Origin of the sequence: Neogemmobacter tilapiae, assembly GCF_014652215.1 — a bacterium.
GTDB lineage: Bacteria > Pseudomonadota > Alphaproteobacteria > Rhodobacterales > Rhodobacteraceae > Neogemmobacter > Neogemmobacter tilapiae.
The window spans coordinates 1-18,346 of sequence record NZ_BMYJ01000007.1 but is presented as its reverse complement, the minus strand read 5'-3'; the positions used below and the strand labels follow the sequence as shown (position 1 = coordinate 18,346).

Annotated in this window: 19 protein-coding genes and 1 pseudogene; 9 read left to right on the top strand and 11 right to left on the bottom strand. The window is 61.5% G+C overall.

Features of this window, described 5'->3' with window-relative positions:
- Positions 1–81 precede the first annotated feature (81 nt).
- Together IE095_RS11955 and IE095_RS11950 are read left to right on the top strand one after the other, a co-directional pair.
- Entirely contained in the window at positions 82–1,152 is a 1,071-nt protein-coding gene (locus IE095_RS11955) for an ABC transporter permease (protein WP_189411903.1), read from the top strand.
- A 5-nt stretch (positions 1,153–1,157) separates the two neighbouring features.
- A complete protein-coding gene (locus tag IE095_RS11950; RefSeq protein WP_189411902.1) occupies positions 1,158–1,928 on the top strand; it encodes an ATP-binding cassette domain-containing protein in 771 nt (256 codons plus the stop codon).
- Positions 1,929–1,999: 71 nt separating this feature from the next.
- Here IE095_RS11950 and IE095_RS11945 read toward each other — a convergent pair whose 3' ends face one another.
- Complete coding sequence (locus IE095_RS11945) at positions 2,000–2,629, bottom strand: TetR/AcrR family transcriptional regulator (protein WP_189411901.1); 630 nt, start codon at positions 2,627–2,629, stop codon at positions 2,000–2,002.
- A 117-nt stretch (positions 2,630–2,746) separates the two neighbouring features.
- On the opposite strand from IE095_RS11945, the gene hpbA reads away from it, so the two are divergent.
- Positions 2,747–4,783 carry an N-methyl-L-proline N-demethylase HpbA gene (gene hpbA, locus IE095_RS11940; protein ID WP_189411900.1) on the top strand — a complete coding sequence of 679 codons (2,037 nt, stop codon included), beginning with the start codon at positions 2,747–2,749 and terminating at the stop codon, positions 4,781–4,783.
- 402 nt (positions 4,784–5,185) lie between these two features.
- Positions 5,186–6,283 (top strand): tRNA-dihydrouridine synthase, encoded by a 1,098-nt coding sequence (locus IE095_RS11935; protein ID WP_189411899.1) that lies wholly within the window; start codon positions 5,186–5,188, stop codon positions 6,281–6,283.
- A 12-nt stretch (positions 6,284–6,295) separates the two neighbouring features.
- On the opposite strand, the gene IE095_RS11930 is transcribed toward IE095_RS11935, so the two are convergent.
- From IE095_RS11930 to IE095_RS11920, 3 genes are all read right to left on the bottom strand, one after another.
- The gene (locus IE095_RS11930) at positions 6,296–7,603 is read right to left on the bottom strand and encodes an HlyD family type I secretion periplasmic adaptor subunit (RefSeq protein ID WP_189411898.1); all 1,308 of its coding nucleotides are present in this window, start codon (positions 7,601–7,603) and stop codon (positions 6,296–6,298) included.
- 6 nt (positions 7,604–7,609) lie between these two features.
- The gene (locus tag IE095_RS11925; RefSeq protein WP_189411897.1) at positions 7,610–9,331 is read right to left on the bottom strand and encodes an ATP-binding cassette domain-containing protein; all 1,722 of its coding nucleotides are present in this window, start codon (positions 9,329–9,331) and stop codon (positions 7,610–7,612) included.
- Positions 9,332–9,409: 78 nt separating this feature from the next.
- On the bottom strand, positions 9,410–10,063 hold the full coding sequence (locus tag IE095_RS11920; protein ID WP_189411896.1) for a TIGR02466 family protein: 654 nt from the start codon (positions 10,061–10,063) through the stop codon (positions 9,410–9,412).
- Positions 10,064–10,475: 412 nt separating this feature from the next.
- On the opposite strand from IE095_RS11920, the gene IE095_RS11915 reads away from it, so the two are divergent.
- From IE095_RS11915 to arsC, 4 genes are all read left to right on the top strand, one after another.
- Positions 10,476–11,978 (top strand): hypothetical protein, encoded by a 1,503-nt coding sequence (locus IE095_RS11915; RefSeq protein WP_189411895.1) that lies wholly within the window; start codon positions 10,476–10,478, stop codon positions 11,976–11,978.
- A gap of 373 nt (positions 11,979–12,351) precedes the next feature.
- Complete coding sequence (locus IE095_RS11910) at positions 12,352–12,675, top strand: ArsR/SmtB family transcription factor (RefSeq protein WP_189411894.1); 324 nt, start codon at positions 12,352–12,354, stop codon at positions 12,673–12,675.
- Positions 12,672–13,691, top strand: coding sequence for an ACR3 family arsenite efflux transporter (arsB, locus tag IE095_RS11905; protein WP_189411893.1), 1,020 nt, complete (start codon positions 12,672–12,674; stop codon positions 13,689–13,691). Before IE095_RS11910 ends, arsB begins: the two co-directional genes overlap by 4 nt.
- A complete protein-coding gene (gene arsC / locus IE095_RS11900; protein ID WP_189411892.1) occupies positions 13,688–14,119 on the top strand; it encodes an arsenate reductase (glutaredoxin) in 432 nt (143 codons plus the stop codon). The genes arsB and arsC overlap by 4 nt, the downstream gene beginning before the upstream one ends.
- Before the next feature lie 32 nt (positions 14,120–14,151).
- Here the strand turns inward: arsC and IE095_RS18735 are convergent.
- The 7 genes and pseudogenes from IE095_RS18735 to IE095_RS11865 form a co-directional block, all read right to left on the bottom strand.
- Positions 14,152–14,526, bottom strand: a pseudogene (locus tag IE095_RS18735) (transglutaminase N-terminal domain-containing protein); the annotation flags it as partial.
- Positions 14,527–14,617: 91 nt separating this feature from the next.
- Positions 14,618–15,151 carry a hypothetical protein gene (locus IE095_RS11890; protein WP_165020055.1) on the bottom strand — a complete coding sequence of 178 codons (534 nt, stop codon included), beginning with the start codon at positions 15,149–15,151 and terminating at the stop codon, positions 14,618–14,620.
- Between the two features lie 78 nt (positions 15,152–15,229).
- Entirely contained in the window at positions 15,230–15,409 is a 180-nt protein-coding gene (locus IE095_RS11885) for a hypothetical protein (RefSeq protein ID WP_189411891.1), read from the bottom strand.
- A gap of 90 nt (positions 15,410–15,499) precedes the next feature.
- A complete protein-coding gene (locus IE095_RS11880; RefSeq protein WP_189411890.1) occupies positions 15,500–16,327 on the bottom strand; it encodes a transglutaminase-like domain-containing protein in 828 nt (275 codons plus the stop codon).
- A 13-nt stretch (positions 16,328–16,340) separates the two neighbouring features.
- Complete coding sequence (locus tag IE095_RS18360) at positions 16,341–16,781, bottom strand: hypothetical protein (RefSeq protein ID WP_229804749.1); 441 nt, start codon at positions 16,779–16,781, stop codon at positions 16,341–16,343.
- Complete coding sequence (locus IE095_RS11870) at positions 16,778–17,164, bottom strand: hypothetical protein (RefSeq protein WP_189411889.1); 387 nt, start codon at positions 17,162–17,164, stop codon at positions 16,778–16,780. Before IE095_RS11870 ends, IE095_RS18360 begins: the two co-directional genes overlap by 4 nt.
- Entirely contained in the window at positions 17,161–17,475 is a 315-nt protein-coding gene (locus IE095_RS11865; RefSeq protein WP_229804748.1) for a hypothetical protein, read from the bottom strand. The genes IE095_RS11870 and IE095_RS11865 overlap by 4 nt, the downstream gene beginning before the upstream one ends.
- Positions 17,476–17,747: 272 nt before the next feature.
- On the opposite strand from IE095_RS11865, the gene IE095_RS11860 reads away from it, so the two are divergent.
- Positions 17,748–18,173, top strand: coding sequence for a hypothetical protein (locus IE095_RS11860; protein WP_189411888.1), 426 nt, complete (start codon positions 17,748–17,750; stop codon positions 18,171–18,173).
- The last annotated feature ends 173 nt before the right edge of the window (positions 18,174–18,346 follow it).

Sequence of the window (18,346 nt, the reverse complement as noted above, 5' to 3'; positions counted from 1 at the left end):
GGGGTGGCGCAGCCTGCGCCGCCCCCAGTTGACACTTGGCAGGCATCGCTTCGTCAGCCGACCTAGGGGAGTTTCAGGCGCATGGCACAGACAGCGCATGGTATCGGCGGGTTGACCTATGACCCCGCCAAACGGGCCAAACCGGCAGAATTGAACGTCTTTCTGGCGCTGGTGATCATCACCAGCGCCTTTGAACTGATCGGGCGCATCTTCATGGGGGACAGCTTTCTGTTCAACACCCGTGACAACATCGACGCGATCTTCAACTGGCAGCGGCTGAACATCATCATCCTGCAAGTGTCCATCGTCGGCATCATCGCCTTGGGCGTGACGCAGGTGATCCTGACCGGGGGGATTGACCTTTCGTCGGGTTCGGTGGTCGGCGCGACGGCAATGATTGCGATGAGCTTTGCCCAGACGGCGATGGTCAATGGCAGCCCGAACCCCAAAGCCATCTTTGGCGAATGGGCAATGGATCTGCCGGTGCTGTTTCCCATTCTGGTGGGTCTGGCCTGCGGTCTGGCCGCAGGTCTGATCAACGGGTTTTTCGTGGCCTATACACGCATTCCGCCCTTTATCGCCACCTTGGGCATGATGGTCTTTGCCCGTGGCCTGTCGCGCTGGTGGTCAAACGGCAATCCAGTCTCTTTCCCAACCGAAAGCTATGCCGCTATCGGCAAGGGCATGATGCCGGTTGTGATTTTTGTCACGCTGGCGATCCTGTTCCATTTGGTGCTGAACCACACCCGCTATGGCAAGCATTGCTATGCCATCGGGTCGAACGAACAGGCCAGCCGCATGTCGGGCATCAACGTCGCCCGCCATAAGCTGCTGGTCTATGCCATCGCCGGGATGCTGGCCGCACTGGCCGCTGTCGTGTTGTCATCGAAGAACCTGACGGCACAGGCCGGCATGGGGGTGATGTATGAACTTGACGCCATCGCCATGGCCGTCATCGGCGGCATCAGCCTGCAAGGCGGGCGGGGTTCCATTCTGGGCACGGTGCTGGGGGCGCTGATCTTCGGGGTGATCATTTCCGGTTTCACCTTCCTGAAACTCGACGCCTATTATCAAGAGATGGTCAAAGGTGCGATCATCGTCGGGGCCGTGGTCCTGGACCAATGGCGTCAGCAACGCCGGACAAAGGGGTAAGGAACATGCAAGACATCATTCTGGAAACCCGTGGCTTGACCAAGCAATATGGCGGGGTCCACGCCCTGACCGACGCCAATTTCACCCTGCGTAAGGGCGAACATGTCGCCATCATGGGCGACAACGGTGCCGGCAAATCCACCTTCGTCCGCCAGTTGACGGGGGTGGAACAGCCAACGCGCGGCCAGATCATCTTTGACGGGCAGGAACAACGCTTTGCAGGCCCGATTGCGGCGCGCGAGGCGGGGATTGAAACCGTGTTCCAGAACCTGGCCCTGGCCGATGATTTGGATGTGCCGTCAAACCTGTTTCTAGGCCGCGAAAAGATCCGCTTCAATCTGGGGCCGTTTTCCATCCTTGATAAGAAAGCCATGCGTGAGGCAACGATGGCGGCGCTGGTCAAGACCGGCGTGAAAATCCCCAACCTGATGAACACGATCCGCAACATGTCGGGCGGGCAGCGCCAATGCGTGGCGATTGCCCGGACGGCGGCCTTCAAGTCCAAACTGGTGATCATGGACGAACCAACGGCGGCCTTGGGCGTGCAGGAAACGGCGCAAGTGGAAAACATCATCCGCACCCTGAAAGAGGCCGGCGAGCCGCTGATCCTGATTTCGCACAACATGCGGCAGGTGTTCGATCTGGTGGATCGGATTGTCGTCTTCCGCCGGGGTCGGATCGTGGCCAACCTGCGGAAAGAGGATACCGACGGGCAGGACATCGTTTCCTATATCACCGGGGCCAAGACAGGCTCCGAATTCGAAAGCGCGGTCTAGGCGGCGCTTTCCAACAACGGGGCCCTGATCTTGGTGGATTTCGGGGCCCCGCTTGCATCAACCGACATGTCTCAGCTAGCGCCGCCCAGCCGCGCCTGAAATCGCGCCATCTCGACGTCGCTCGGCAATTGGCCCGTGTAGATTTCGACATAATGCGGAATGCGCGCCAACCGGGTTTCCAGGGTTTCCCGCGTCTGCATCGCGATATAGCCGATCTGCACCAGATAAACCGTCCGCGCCCGCACATCCGCATCCTGCGCCGAATGGCCCCATTGCCGCAGCATTGCCGACAGCGCCGCCAAACGTTCCTCATCCGCGCGGTGCAGCAGCCGCATCATGGCGACATCCTGCAAAGCCCAGCTGCGAAAAGCGAACTCCAACCGGGAGTCAAAGGTTGCATCTGACAAAAAGCAGCCGATGACATTCAGCATCGCCTCTGTTTCCGTAGCAGCATCCGCCCGCGTCGCGGCAACCAACGGAACCGTCGTCTGGGCCGTCCAGCGTTCTCGCAATCCGTCCAACAATGCCGCGCGATCCTTAAAGAACCAATAGAACGAGGTGCGCGACAGGTTAAGTTTCGCCGCCACAGGCAGGATCTTGACCGCCTCGACCCCGCCTTCGATCAACGCATCATAGGCGGCGGCAAGCCAACCTTCGCGCGATCCGCGCCAACCGCTCTCTGCCTCGGGCGTCTTTTTCATGGGCTAAAACTAGGGGCTTCCCCCCTGCCCCGCAAGCCGCTGATCGACCTCAATCCTAAACTTGACACATATGAACATTTTTGGAATCCTGTGCGGGCCAGTCCCAAGGAGCAAGCCATGTCCAGCGATCCGCTTTTGCAGCCCTATCAATTGAAACACCTGACCCTGCGCAATCGGTTCATGATCACCAGCCACGAACCGGCTTATCCCGAGGATGGCATGCCCAAGGAACGCTATCGGGCCTATCATGTGGAACGCGCCAAGGCGGGGGTGGCCTTGACGATGACGGCGGGTTCCGCAGCGGTGTCGCGCGACAGCCCGCCGGTCTTCAACAACATCTTGGCTTGGAAAGACGAAGTTGTCGGCTGGATGAAACAACTGGTCGATGAATGCCACGATCACGGCGCGGCGGTGATGATCCAATTGACGCATCTGGGTCGGCGGACCCGCTGGGACAAGGCCGATTGGTTGCCCGTGGTGGCCCCCAGCCATGAACGTGAGGCCTCGCACCGCGCCTTTCCAAAACGGATCGAGGATTGGGACATGACCCGGATCATCGGCGATTTCGCCGATGCCGCCGAAAGGATGCAGGCAGCGGGGGTCGATGGCATCGAGTTGGAAGCTTACGGACATCTGCTGGAACAATTCTGGTCGCCGCTGACGAATGATCTGCCCGCCCCCTATGGTGGGTCATTGGACAACCGCCTGCAATTCACCTTTGACGTGCTGCGGTCAATCCGGGCGCGTTGCGGCGAAAACTTCATCGTCGGGCTGCGCTATACGGGGGATCAGGATCTGGCCGGCGGGATGGGCCGGGCCGAAGGGCTGGAGGTCTCGCAAAAGCTCAAGGCCAGTGGTCTGGTGGATTTCCTGAACGTGGTAAAGGGGCATATCGACACCGATGCCGGGCTGACCGATCTGATCCCGATCCAAGGGATGAAGAACGCCCCCCATCTGGATTTCGCAGGCGAAATCCGCGCGGCAACGCAATTCCCAACCTTCCACGCCGCAAAAATCCCGGATGTGGCGACAGCCCGTCATGCGATTGCCAGCGGCAAGCTGGATATGGTCGGCATGACGCGGGCGCATATGGCCGATCCGCATATCGTGCGGAAGGTCATCGAAGGGCGCGAGGATGACATTCGCCCTTGTGTCGGGGCGAATTACTGTCTGGATAGGATCTATCAGGGTGGGATGGCCCTTTGCCTGCACAACCCGGCGACGGGGCGCGAACTGGAGCAGCCGCAGACCATCGCACCTGCGCCCGCGCCGAAGCGGGTAACCATCATCGGCGCCGGACCGGGCGGGATGGAGGCGGCGCGGGTTGCCGCGGAACGCGGGCACCAAGTGACGTTGTTTGAGGCGGCCGATCAACCCGGCGGGCAAATCCGCCTGACGGCGCAGCAGGAACGCCGGCGCGAGATGATTTCCATCATCAACTGGCGCTTTGACCAATGCATGAAGCGGGGGGTGGATTTCCAGTTCAACACCTTTGCCGACGCGGAAACGGTGCTGGCCACGAACCCGGATGCGGTGATCGTGGCCACCGGGGGCCTGCCCCATACCGAGGTGCTGGATCAGGGCAATGATCTGGTGGTGTCGGCTTGGGACATCCTGTCGGGCGACGCAAAGCCGGGCAGCGATGTGCTGATCTTTGACGATGCAGGCGACCATGCGGCCCTGCAAGCCGCCGATCTGATTGCGGCGACGGGCGCGCGGGTGGAGATCGTGACACCGGACCGCAGCTTTGCGCCGGAAGTGATGGCGATGAATCTGGTGCCCTATATGCGCAGCCTGCAACGGCGGGATGTGACCTTTACCGTCACCTGGCGGCTGATCGGGGTCACGCGCGAAGGCAACCGCCTGCGGGCGGTTCTGGGCAGCGATTACGGGGATATGCGGCGGGAAAGGCTGGTCGATCAGGTGGTGGTCAACCACGGCACGCGGCCCTTGGATGAGCTGTATTTCGAACTGAAACCGCTGTCCTCGAACCTGGGCGAGGTCGATTATACCGCGCTTTCGACGGGGGGGGTGCAGGCCGTGGCCACGAACCCCGCGGGCCGATTCCGGTTGTTCCGCATTGGTGACGCGGTTTCGGCCAGAAATACCCATGCGGCCATTTATGATGCGCTGAGGCTGGTGAAGGATTTCTAGGAAATGCCCTTCAGCGCTGTGATTTCACGCGTGAAATTGGCCGCAACTCTTTGATTCATCGCAAACATTCAACATTATGAATGTTATAAGTGAAGAAAGGCCGCGCGGATTGGGTTCGAAAGGGGCTACGTTTGCCACCGATACAGTGCGCGGCCCCAATGCCCTCTTTGGACCCGCAACGCCGCCGGGTTTCAATGGCGGCATGGCGAAGGCAGCAAGATGGACTATCCAGCCCGAAGGGCTGTCGCCCTGCCCCCTCTTGGCCGTGCTTCTGCTTATGTTTTGATCAACAAATCGCCAGGTCGCAACGATCTTGTGCGCCCAAGGCCGGGAGCGGCAAGAAAATTATTGACTGTTTGGTAAAAATATTGGGTGCTAGGCATAAGAATGCGGGAGAGCGCCATGCCATATGATCTTGCGACAAATTTCACGGGCCTAAAGTTCGTCAATCCCTTCGTGTTGGCCTCTGCGCCGCCGACCGAAAGCAAACAGAAAATCCTGCGCGCGTTCGAGGCGGGCTGGGGGGGTGTCGTCACCAAGACCATCGGTATGCATCCGGTGGAAAATGTGGCCGGCCCCAAGACGATCTTTCAGCGGGTCAGCGAAACGAAACCCTATGTGTCGCGCAATAAGCGGCCCGATACGGTGTCGCATTCCTCATGGAACTGGGAATTGATCTCGGACCAGCCGCTGGATCAATGGCTGCCCGATCTGGAAGAGATCAAGACCACTTATCCGGACCGTATGCTGATCGGGTCGATCATGGCCGGTGCGGGCGGCGAGGAAGAGATGGACCATTGGCGCAAACTGGCCAAGGCTTGCGTAAACGCCGGCTGCGATGCGCTGGAGTTGAACATGTCCTGCCCGCATATGGACCGCAAGGATATGGGCGCGCATATCGCCAATGACGAAGACATCATCCGTCAGATCCTTGCGGCCGTCACCGGCGCTGTCGATGTGCCGATTTGGGTCAAGTTGACACCCTCGTCCTCTTCCCTTGTCGATGGGGCAAGGGCGGCTTATGAGGCGGGTGCCGCCTCGATCTCGCTTTGCAACACCTTCCCCTCGCTGCCGCTGATGGACCCCGAGACCCTAAAATTTGAGGTGGAGGTCGATGGCCTCGTCACCTCGGGCGGCTTGGGCGGTCTGGCGATCCTGCATCAGGCCCTGCAACGCGTGTCCGATATTTCGCGCGCCTTCCCGGACAAAGCCATCTCCGGCATCGGCGGCATCAAGGGTTTCCGTGAGGCGTTCAATTTCATCGCCCATGGCGCCGGAAACCTGCAAATCTGCACCGCAGCGATGGAAGAAAAGGGCAGCGGCGGCATCGGCGTCAACCTGATCCAAGACCTGACCACCGATCTGGCCGACTATCTTCAGCGGAAAGGCTATTCTTCCATCGAAGAATTCCGCGGCATCGCCCGCGAAAGGGTCGTCGAACATTCCAAAGTGCGTCGTAAAAGCGAAGGCTATAACGGCGGCTATGCGCAATCGGCCTAGAATATCGGGCGCTTAGCTATCGCGGAACGCCCGGTCGAAATAGAACAGGATCGGGCGGGTCACATAGCTGAGCGGCGTCCGGCTTTCGGTGGCCATGAAGGCGCTGACCGGCATGCCTGGCAACAACTGTTCGGTGCCAAGGCGTGCCAGCGCGTCGGGCTGTGGCATGATCTTGACCTCGAAGTAAGGTCTGCGCGTTGCCGGATCGACAAACGCGTCGGGCGAAATGCTGCGCACCTTTCCGGTGATCTCGGGGATTCGGCGGCTGCCAAAGCCGGTGAATTTCAGCAAGGCCTCTTGCCCCAGATGCACCTGATCAATGTCGCCGGGCTCGACCCGCACCCCGACCTCAAACGGGCTGTCTGTCGGCACGATCGACAAAAGCGGACTGGCCGCGACCACGACGGACCGCACGCCCTGAACCTTGGAATCGTGGATCCGACCGCCGACCGGCGCACGGACCTCGGTGCGTTGGAGATCGGCCAGAACTTGACCGCGGCGCTCTAGCAGCCGGGTTCGGGCGGGGCGAAGCTTGCCCAGTTCGGTCTCGGCCTCGTCCTTCAGGCCGGGAACCAGACCATGCGCCTTGAGCTTTAGCTCGGCGATCCGCCCCTGCAATTCGGCCCGTTTGGCGCGCAGTTGGCCAACCTCACCACTGTTGGTCAATTCATCCTTGCGCAGATCATAGAGCGTCGAATGCGCGGCCAGACCCTTGTCGGCCAGCTGTTGCTGATCGGCGATTTCTTCTTGTAACAGGCCGCCGCGCGCCAGCTTTGCGGCCAGTTCGGCCTCGACCCCCACGATCTGGTCACCGACCTGCCGGATCTGTTCGTCGATAAGGCCCTGTTCGGTGACGATAGAGGCGAAATGCGCTTCAAGCCGCCGCTGCTGCCGGTCGATCAGGCGTTGCAGATCGGGCCGCTTACTGGCTTCCCGGACCAACAAGGGTTCCAGCGTCATCGTCGGTTGATCATCCAGCACCGCCTCTAGCCGTGCCAGATTGGCCAGCGTCTCGAACAACTCGCCCTCGACCGCTGCCAGTTCCGACCGCAGCGCGCCGTCATCCAGCCGCAGCAAGACCGATCCGGCCTGAACCCGATCCCCATCGCGCACAAGAATTTCTGCAACGATCCCACCGACGGGGTGCTGCACGACGGTCAGGTCTGACGCCACCTCGACCTTGCCGCTGCCGATCACGGCACCGCCGATGCTGGTGCCTGCACCCCAGACCCCGATGGCAAGAACGACCGCCAAGATCGCCGTCAGACCGACGAACAGGGGAAAGCGGATCGACCATGTTCGGCGGGGGGAGTGCTCCATGATGGATCAGCCCCGGATCAGCGGGGCGACCTTGCCGTCGCTCGCCGCCAGTTGCGTGACATTCGCCTCGGGCACGACACGCTTGAGCCGCCCGTTTTCCAGCGTGAAGCGTGTCGAACAATTGCGCAGGCCCAAGGGTTCTCGGGTCAGGGTCACGATCAGGCAACCGCGTGATTTCAGCGTGTCGATCATCGGTCGCAACTCGCGGGCCAACAGGCGGCGCAGGACGGGATCAGGTTCGTCCAGGATCAGCAGGTCGGGTTCATCGCAAAGGGCGCGGGCCAAAGCGATCTGGCTGCGCTGCCCGCGCGAAAACTGGCGCTGGGTGGTGTCCAGCCGGGTTTCATAGCCTTCGGGCAGGGCCATGATCATGTCATGGATGCGGGCCTGCTGGGCGGCGGCGATGATGCGCGCGCGGTCGGGGGATGGATCAAGGCGCGCGATGTTTTCTGCGATGGTGCCGTTCACGAAATCCGGGCTTTCCGGCACATAGCCAAAGGCACGGCGCGCCTCGGCGGGTGACAGCCGCGCGACACTGGCGCTGCGGTAAAGCACTTGCCCGCTGAAGGGTTGGGCAAGCCCCAGCATCACCTCGGCCAGCAGGGTTTTGCCGCAGCCGCTGGGCCCGGAAATCTCGATCAACCGGCCCGGCGCGAAATTTTGCGAGAGGGTGTTGAGGATGGTCATGCCGGTGAGCGGCGCCCGGGCGCTGACCCGTTGCAGCGACAGGAGGGCGGCAGGGGCCATGGGGGCATCGATGCCGGCGTCGGTCTCGGGGTTGGATTTGGCGGTAAGGATGGTCCGGAGTTCGACCCAATTGCTGAAGCTGCGCCAGACGGCGGGCAGTTCATCAAGGAAAGAATCCAGCGGATTGACCGCCCGCACCGCAAGGAAGGTGCTGGCGACCATCGCGCCGACGGTCAACTCCCCGCGCAGGACGAGCCAGGCCCCAAAGGCAAGGACGGCATAACGGATCAGCGCCTGGGCCTGCCGCGCCAGCACGCTGAACCAAGTGGTCAGGTCGCGCAGTTCGATGGACAGATCGCGGGATGACTGCCGCGCCGCGACCCAGCGGTCCCGATAGGCCGAGGTCAGTTCTTGGGCGCGGATCACATCGCGGGCGGATGATGCCATGTCTTTCAGATCGGCGATGCGGCCGCGCGCGCGCTGGTCGCGTTCCTCGCGCCCCGCGCTTGTCAGCGCCCGCGTTCCGGCCAGCAGGGCCAAGACCGCCATCCCCGCCAGAACGATCCAGCCCAGCGACACATGCAGGAAAAAGATCGCAAACAGGAACATCGGCGCCCAGATCAGATCCATCGCCGCAATCATCGCCCGCGAATGGAAAAAGCTGCGCAGATTGTCCAACTCGTCCAGCCCCGCCATCGGTTTGCGCCCCGACCGCTGGAAATACTTGCCCTTCGCCGTCGTGCTGAACAGCCGCTCCTCGATCCGTTCCTGAAACTGCGCGCCGAACCGCGCCAGGATCCGCCGCCGCGCATAGTCGATCAGACCCAGCACCAAAAGCAGGACCACCACCAGCAGGAAGAGCGTGACCAAGGTTTCCTCGGACCGCGAGGGCAGCACACGGTCGAAGACCAGCAGCATGAACATCGGGCCTGCAAGGCTGATCAAATTGTAGAAAAAACCCAGGATCAGCGCCGCAGCCAGAATGCCGCTGCTGCGGCCAAGCGCCTCACGCAAGGGATTGTCGCTTGTCAGCGGTGACATCCTGCCCTCACTCTCGCCGCTCAACCCACCCACCCGATGCTACACCCGCCCATCCCGATCCGGCAACGCCGCAGTTTTTCAGGCCGTGGGCCTTTTCGTCTGGTTCAGGTTGAAGCTGATGATCACGCGATGGCCCTTGCGGTCCTTTTCCTTGGACATGTTGGGATCGACTGCATGATACAGCCAGCTTGGAAAGATGATCATCCGCCCCGGCACAGGTTCGAACCGCACCTTCGTCCAGCATTCCTTGGGCCTTTGCGCATTCGGCGCATAGCGCGGTTGGTTCATAAGATGCGCCGTTCGCGGTTCGATGAATTCGATGTTGCCCGCATTCTTGGGCGCATGGATGTAATACACTCCGCTCCACAAACAGCCCGGATGCACATGCGCCCGGTTCGCACTGCCCGGCGGGTTGATGATCGACCACATTGTCGTCGGCACCAGTTGATAGCGCGGATTATAGCCCAATTCGTCAGACAGCCGCGCCGTCGCCTCGGCGATCACATTGACAAGTGCCTGATATTCCGTCGCTTTGTGCAGGTTGTTCTGGCTGTGCCAGCCGCCAAGTTCGGTAAAATTCGACCGCGAGATGCCTTTTAGGTCGCGTTCCTGCTCGGCGTAGATGCTGTCCAGCAGAGTGGCGTTCAATGCCCCCGGATCATCAAGGTCGATCTGGAAAATCTGGGTCGGAAAATAGGTCTTCTTGTTGAACGACCCGATACTGGAAACCATCTTTCCACCCCTGCGATCCACTTTTAGCAACCTGCCGTGCCCAGCAATGCGTCTTTAGAAATTCGGTCTGACTTGCTGATCATGTCAGCATACCCGCCTTTGTTCCGGCAAGCGGAATCTTTTTGGGCCTGGAGAACGTTCGGCCTGCATTTTCGGTGCCCTGTGTTGGGGCTTGACAGAAGGCCGGGGCTTGGCGTCTCATCCCCTTAGGGAATTGCTCTGCGCAGAACCGTGCCGCCGACACATCGGTGCCACTTTGGTCGCGCAGCCTCCTGGCAGACCGCATCAGGGGCGCGGCCCTATTCTTTTTTTGCAATCTGCTGGACTCAATCGCTCGTCTGCAAACCGTTTCCACTGACCCGATCTCTCGCGTCACTCTGTTCCCCGTCTTTTGGCCAAAGGATTTCCGATTATGACCACCGCTCGCACCGCCACCACTTCTGAAGACGACACTTCGATCATCCAAGCGCAGCTGTCGCAGGATGAGAATCCGCTCTTTGCGCCCAATGATGAGGGCGATGAAGGCGACGAGGGGGATGAGAAAAACGAGGGCGATGAAGGCAACGAGAACAACGAAAACGACGAAGGCAACGAGAACGACGAAGGCAACGAAGGCAACGAGGCTGGCCCCAATAACGAGGGCAATGAAGGCGACGAAAACGACGAGGGCAATGAGAACGACGAGGGCAACGAAAACAACGAAGGCGACGAGAACAACGAGAACGACGAGGGTAACGAGAACGACGAAAACGACGAGGGGGATGAGGGCAACGAGAACGACGAGGGCAATGAAGGCGACGAAGGGGACGAAGGCAACGAGAACGACGAGGACGACGAGGATAACGAAGCCGACGAGAACGATGAGAACGACGAAGGCAACGAGAACAACGAAGGCGATGAAGACGACGAGGACAACGAAAGCGACGAGGGCGACGAGGAAAACGAGAGCAACGAGAACAACGAGGCTGACGAAGGCAACGAGGACGACGAGAACGACGAAAACGACGAGGGTGACGAGGGCGAGGAATTCGACGAGGGCGACGAAGACGACGAGGCGAACGAGGGGGATGAGGCCGACGAAGGCGATGAAGGCAACGAGCCAAGCCCCGTGCTGGGCAATGAAGGCGACGAGAACGACGAAAACAACGAAGGGGACGAGGGCAACGAGTTCAACGAGGACGTCGATGCCGACGAGTCCAACGAGGACGACGAGGGGGACGAGGACGACGAGTCGAACGAAGATGACGAGTCGGATGAGAATGACGAAGGCGACGAAGGCAATGAGATCGCTGACGCCGCTGACGATCAGGCAGGCGACGAGAACGACGAGGACAACGAGAGCGACGAAGACAACGCCGACGATGAAGGCGACGAGGGCGACGAAGACAACGAGGGGAACGAGGACAACGAAGGGGATGAGGCCGACGAGGGGGATGAGGCCGACGAGAGCGACGAAGACGATGAGAACGACGAAGCGGACGAAGCCGACGAGAGCGACGAGAACGACGAAGGCGACGAGCTGGACGAGACCAACGAAGGCAACGAAGACGCGGACAATGACGAGGGCGACGAGGGGGATGAAGTCGCCTCGGGCGATCCGCGCACGAATGAGGACGATGAAGGCGACGAGTTGGACGAAGGCAACGAGGACAACGAAGGCGACGAGGACGACGAATTCGATGAGGGCGACGAGGCCGATGAGGCCAACGAAAACGACGAGGATGACGAAGGCGACGAGGCCGACGAATCCGACCTGCCCGACGGAAATGAAGGCGATGAGGGCGATGAGGACGACGAGGCGGACGAAAACAACGAGGGCGACGAAAACGACGAGGATGACGAAGGCAACGAGAACGACGAACAGGACGAGGGCGACGAGAACAACGAGGGGAATGAGGGCGACGAGGCGAGTTGATTGGCGGGATTGGCTTGCGAGCGAGGGTTTCGGGCTTGGGCCCGAGACCTTTGACCCAAAGCATGGTCAGGGCTGTATCGCCCCTGTCGATGGGTCCCAAGCCAAAATGGGCTGTGCCGCCTGATTGGGGGCGAGAGCGGTGGTCGTTGCGCAGGATGAGCCCCTGAGAGCGGCGCCGCGAAAGTGACGCTATCGGGCTGGATGGCGGAGGGAATGGGCCTGACGTCCAACCTTCTCCACCTTAAATCATTGATTTAAAACGATCACCAGAGGTCGCTTCGCCCGTTTGGCCACGATGGTTGCTCTGCAGCTAACACCATTGTGTGCACTACATTTATCGTCTATCGACGATTGACGAACACAGGGATTGCTCATGCAGGATACTGACATCGAGATCGCTGACCTGGCCAAGGCGCTCGCGCATCCGGCACGGCTGCGCATTCTGCGGCTGCTGCTCGCCACGCCCGGATGCATCGGCGGCGACATCGTGGACGCTGTCGGCCTGGCGCAGTCCACGGTCTCCGAGCACCTGCGCATCCTGAAGGCCGCCGGGGTCATCACCGGCGAGATCTCCGGCCCTCGTACTTGCTACGCGTTGAACCCCGCCGCGCTCGAGCCGCTGGCAGAATTTATCGGCACGGTGACCGCGCCGTCCGCCGCGGTCTGCTGCATGCCCGACGAGAAGGAACTTTCATGAGCCTGTTTGAACGCTGGCTGACCCTCTGGGTCGCCCTCTGCATCCTGGCCGGGCTCGTCCTCGGCAGCCTCGCGCCGGGTCTGTTCGGCGCGCTGGCCGCGCTGGAGGTCGCCTCGGTCAACCTCGTCGTCGCCGTCCTGATCTGGGCGATGGTCTATCCGATGATGATCGCGGTGGATCTCGGATCGCTCAAGGCGGTGGGGCAGCGCCCGAAGGGCCTTGTCATCACGCTGGCCATCAACTGGTTGATCAAGCCCTTCACGATGGCGGCGCTTGCGGTCCTGTTCTTCAACTACGTCTTCGCCGGGCTGATCGATCCTGAGCGCGCGCCGGAATACATCGCGGGCCTGATCCTGCTCGGCGCCGCGCCCTGCACCGCGATGGTCTTCGTCTGGTCGCAGCTGACCAAGGGCGATCCCAACTACACGCTGGTGCAGGTCTCGGTGAACGACCTGATCATGGTGGTGGCCTTTGCCCCTATCGTGGCCTTCCTTCTGGGCGTGACCGACATCAGCGTGCCGTGGGAGACGCTGATCCTGTCGGTCGTCCTCTACATCGTCATTCCCCTGATTGCCGGTCTCCTGACGCGACGTGCGCTGATCGCGAAGGGTGGCGAGGCCGCGGTGACGGCGTTCACGGCGCGCATCAAACCGGCTTCGGTCGTGGGTCTCCTTATCACCGTAGTGCTCCTCTTCGGCTTTCAGGGGCCGGTGATCCTTGCGCAACCGCTGCTGATCGCACTGATCGCGGTTCCGATCAGCATCCAGTCCTACGGCATCTTCGCGCTCGGGTATGGATGGGCCTATCTTTGGGCCGTGCCGCACCGGGTCGCCGCGCCCTGCGCGCTGATCGGCACGTCGAACTTCTTCGAACTCGCGGTCGCCGTGGCGATCGGGCTCTTCGGGCTGAACTCGGGCGCGGCTCTGGCCACTGTGGTGGGCGTGCTGGTCGAGGTGCCGGTGATGCTCAGCCTCGTCGCGTTCGCGAACCGGACACGCGAGAGGTTCCCCGCGTGAGCACCTTCCAGGTTGTCATCCACCACAATCCCGACTGCGGCACCTCCCGCAACGTCCTCGGGATCATCCAGGCGGCCGGGTACGAGCCGACCGTCATCGAGTACCTCAAGGAGGGCTGGACGCGCCCGCAGCTTCTGGCGCTGTTCGCAGCCGCCGGGATCACGGTGCGCGAGGCGCTGCGCATTGCGCGCTCACCGGCTGAGGGGATGGGGCTCACCGCGCCGGACGTCTCCGACGACGCATTGCTGGACGCCATGACGCACCACCCGATCCTCGTGAACCGCCCGATCGTCTGCACGCCGAAGGGCGTCAGGCTCTGCCGCCCGTCCGAGACTGTCCTCGATCTGCTCGACAAGCTCCCTCCGGGTCCTTTCGCCAAGGAGGACGGCCAATTGATCATCGACACCGAAGGAAACCGGATTGCCTGACACCCTGACCGATCTGACCACACCAGATGATCCGTCACGTCGTCAAAGACGGCGGTGGCGACAGCGTTGCCGGCCACGTCGTGCGCCCAAGTCACCGTCGCCGTCGGAGAAATGGAGAGGGCATGTGCCAGTAGTCGCAGTTCCCTTGTTTCTCGGGGACGTAGCATCAACCGATGGGGTCCAAGAGGGACCTTTTGACGGTATCTGTAGGTCGTGGTGTGAACGATCTCGAGGCAGGCCAAAATGATGTTCCAGTCAGGATTGAGGAAGACGGCGCGCGGCTGCGGGATCAGCGGCGGCGAGATGCGCCCGCGCTGACGGGCGCGGCGTTCCGCCAGGCATTCAACCCCTTGCAGCGTCGGCAAATCCGTTCTCCGAAGCCCTCGCTCCAGAACGAGGTTTCGCATCGCAGGCATCGGCGTTCTTGCGGAACATCACCCACGGTCCTTGGGGTCGCGATGCCCGGTACGTCACCTTCGGAGAGGGCCTTGTCCGCCATCACGTTTTTCCCGCAGCCAGACGGGTGCGCAAGGGCGGCGGCGAGTCCGGTCGCGTAGGCATGCCTTCGTTTTCGGCGGCTCGGATCGACTCTTCGTCCCGCGCTCCTCGGGCGGTCGTCTTCGAAAGCGGCGCAGCCAGGTTCGGATCGGATGTCCCAGACCCGGAATAGAGATGTCGCAGGTGCGCCTCGGAGACGCCGTCGGCTTTCATCACGAGCTGTACCATCGGGTCAGACAGCATTTCTTCAAGGAATAAGTTGGACAAGGCCCTGCCCGTGAGCTTGTCTCTGGCGCTTGCTTGGTCGAGGTCGGCAAGGGAAACAGTCAGAGTCCGTGCAAGTCCAGGATGAGATATCCTGGGATGAAGCTTCACAAGGACGGAGGCTTTCCAGGCTGCGGGATCCCGTTGATCAGGGGGCGAAGCCACTTCCGTATCGATCTCGTACTCTCCCGCCGGGAGAATCTCGTCAAAGCCCGGAACGGTGAAGGGTCGGGAAAAAACCGCAACGGTCTTGCTTCTCAGATCTTCCATTGGCGCGCTCCTTTCGCATGGGTGCTGTGGGCGGTCCGCGCCCCTCACGGGAATGAGGCGCGTAACCGGTGTACACCCTCAAGATGTCTTGGGTTTCGCGGCTGCATCCTTGCCAGAAGCCTTGGGCTCGGTCTCCTTCGCAGGGGTCGTCGCTGTTTTCGCAGGCTTGGGCTTTAACGCAGCCGCAGCCCTGGCGGTCAGGTCCTTGAAGGACATTGCATCGATCCTTTGATTTTCCGACGCCAGCTCCTCGTCCATGTCGGACCGGGATACCTCGCATCGGTACTTTACATATAGGGGCTGGCGACCCGAATTGCGATGGTGCATCGAAAAGGAAGCCGAGGTCAGTCAGGCCAATTCATACGTCCAGACCTTGAATTCCATCAACGTGTTCTGGCCGAATGTCTGGGTCAGAGGGACATCGGCAGCATCGCGACCGCGCGCGATCAGAATTCTCGCATACCTCGGCTTGTTGTTCCGCGGGTCGAACATGTGCCATTCCCCAGCGAGAAAGACCTCCATCCACGCGGCAAAATCCCCAGGCGGATGAGGCAGAGGCTCCCCGATGTCGCTCAGGTATCCGGTGCAGTAGCGGGCGGGAATGTTCATGCATCGGCACAGGGCGATGGCGAGATGGGCAAAGTCGCGGCAGACACCCTGCCCCTCGGCGAGGGTCTGCGACGCTGTGCGCGTCGCCTTTGCCTGCATATAGTCGAAGCGGACATGTCCATGCACGAAATCGCAGATCGCCTGGACGCGTGACCATCCGGCGTCCGTGGTCTCGAATAGGCGCCACGCCTCCTCCGACAGAAGGTCGGTGTCGCAATACCGGCTGCCCTGCAGAAACACGAGCGTCTCGAGAGGAAGATCCTGAACCTCGTGCTGCCGCGCGCCGGGCATGGAGGGATCAGGCAGGCCCGTGTCGCGGAAGACGCCATCCGTCGACAGGCAGAAGTCGCCCGCCGGAGCCAAGACGCGCGTGCACCAGTTGCCGAAGCCATCCCGGTAGCTTTCGAGGGGCACGCTCGGCGAGGTCACGAGATAATCGGCACGCTCCAGATCGCCGAACCGCGAGTAGTGCACGTTCAGAAGCGCAATCAGCGGCGTCGGTTGAGGGAAGCTGTATCGGAGACGACACCCTATGCTGACGCGTATGCCGGACACGCGGCTGCGCATCGTTCTGTCACCCTCATCTTCCAAGGACGCACGCCCCGTCCGAAAGCTGGAAACCTCGATTGCAGCTCCACCGGTTGCTGGATCGGTCGAGATAGGCGTTCTCCGGCAGATCGATGGCGACGCAGGCGCCATTCAACACCTCGTATCCGCGCTCGCAGCTCCAGCCCGGTCCATAACCGGAAGACCGGAGGAAGGCATTGGCGGGCACGCGCGCTTCTCCGAGGAGCATCACGGCGCGAATGAATTCTTCCGCATAATCGTCGGTTTCGCGGTGGTCGTGTTCGTGCCGGGCCATACTCATTGGCTCCACGAACCGTTCTCGCAGGTGGTCCACAAAACGCGGCTCAGTACGGGCCATGTAGGCAATCAGAGCTTGCAGGATCCGTTCATGCGCCAGCACACGCCGTTCGAGCTCGGTAGTCTCGGGGGAAGCTATCGGCATGGCACGGTTCATCCTTCATCGACCGCGCTTTCCGGGAGCTCCGGCAACGCGTCAACATCAAGGGCTGCGAGGCAGGCCTGCGCGATATCGCGGTTCGGAGCATCTGTTCCGGGCATCGTCGCCCAGCCCGCCTCCATCAGGGCATCACGCCGCTGATAGGTCGAGGCCGCCCGGATCGTTTCAAGCTTTTCGGCCCGTGCTGGGTCGGACTGCGCCATCTCAAGGCAAACCGGCACCATGGAGGCGACGACATCCTCTTGGGACATCGCCATTGCCCTGTCATTCGCGGTTCCGCCGGTCACCCAGCCGCCCCAGGTAAAACCGACCACGCCGACAAGAGCTCCGCCGATCACGGCACCATAGATGCCGGGCTTGAGCCATTCGGGAGCATTCATTTCAAGTCCTCCTGCGGAGAAGGCGCCGCCTCGCCGTGATTGTTCTTCTCAGTCGCTGCCCGATCCCGGCTCAGCGCCTCTTTCAGGTCGCTGTCGGAAATCGCCCGTAACTCTGTCCGTCCCGCATGACCGCCCCTTCCGCGCACCGTCAGGTAGGTCGCGGTCCGGCGATACGCCTCGAAGCTGAGCCCTTGTAGAAGTTCTTCTTCGACAAGAACCTCGTAGTCGCCCGGGGGCAAATTGCCTGGGTATCCCGGCAACGCGAACGGGTTCGAAAATGTCACCGTCGATCTGGTCGACCGCATGTTCATCTCTGGTCTCCGCGATGTTGGCAGATCCGTCGCTCACCACTGTTGACGGCCCCTTGGAGTGCGGGACCGACCAGTCGAACGATTGAGTGCCTTGTACCTCGGGATCGTTCGCCTGGCGCTGACGCATGTTAGTCCCGGGCACCGAAACGGCTGCGACTTTCCTGAGGGCAGTCGCCCGTACTGACCTGTGTAAGGGCGGCGAGACCGACCTGCGCGTATTCTTTGGGAAACAGGGATGATCTGCATTCCTGCAACCCTTGAAAGGATTGGCGATGGCCGACCCCAATGTTCTCAACCCGCACCCGCCCGAGTTCGATCGGTTTCTCCATGCCTCCGTCGGCGAGGACCGGAACGGCTATGTCGTGACTGTCCTCTCCACGCTCGCACGGCTTGGCCTCGATCCATGGAAGGAAACCGCTGAACTGGTCACGCTCGGGCGCGACGCCGCGCGGGCACGATTGGGAACGCTGCTTGCCCGATTTCGGGACGTTCCTGCGCTCGCCAGCGATAACGGCAGGATCGCACGAGACCTGAGCGAGCTGCTCCCCGAAGACCGGGCGTCAGGTAGTCTGAAGCGAACCGCCTTGACGGTGGCCGGCGGCCGGCCGGGCACAAGCGGAGCGATCTGGGCGGTGCTCGGGATCGTCTTTGTGCTGTTTCAGATGTTCATGCTTGGCGGGTCGGGGTCAGGCGAATGACCGTCTCAACCGCAACCATGGGCAGACCGGCACATGCGGCACACAAGTCCGGCACGCTATCGCCTCGCGAACAGGGCGTTCTCTGGCACATGGAGGAACACTTCTGGACCAGTGGCTGTTGATTTCCACTGAGAAGTGACACGTGTAGGCGCATAATTTCCACTGAGATTTGA